Consider the following 214-nt stretch of genomic DNA (forward strand, 5'->3'; position numbering starts at 1 on the left):
TGTTTACCCGCAGTTGCACCAAACAGGACAAATCCTCTTAAGGAACCTTCCCCATCCGCTGCTTTCGCGACCATCCCATCTTCAAATTCTTCAGTTTCCCAGTTCACTTCAACTTCCAGTGGCGCTGGTAATACGGGTAATGGAGCAGCAGGGGTTTTCACTGCGACTGGCATGGCAGGGTAGTGAACGGCAGACGGTTGACCACTCAGGGTTT

General features: G+C 51.9%; 1 pseudogene. It reads right to left on the reverse strand.

Annotated features, from left to right (window positions below):
• Positions 1-214 (reverse strand): annotated as a pseudogene (locus ACNQO6_RS18615) (FAD-dependent oxidoreductase); the annotation flags it as partial.

Origin of the sequence: Acinetobacter calcoaceticus, assembly GCF_051947995.1 — a bacterium.
GTDB lineage: Bacteria > Pseudomonadota > Gammaproteobacteria > Pseudomonadales > Moraxellaceae > Acinetobacter.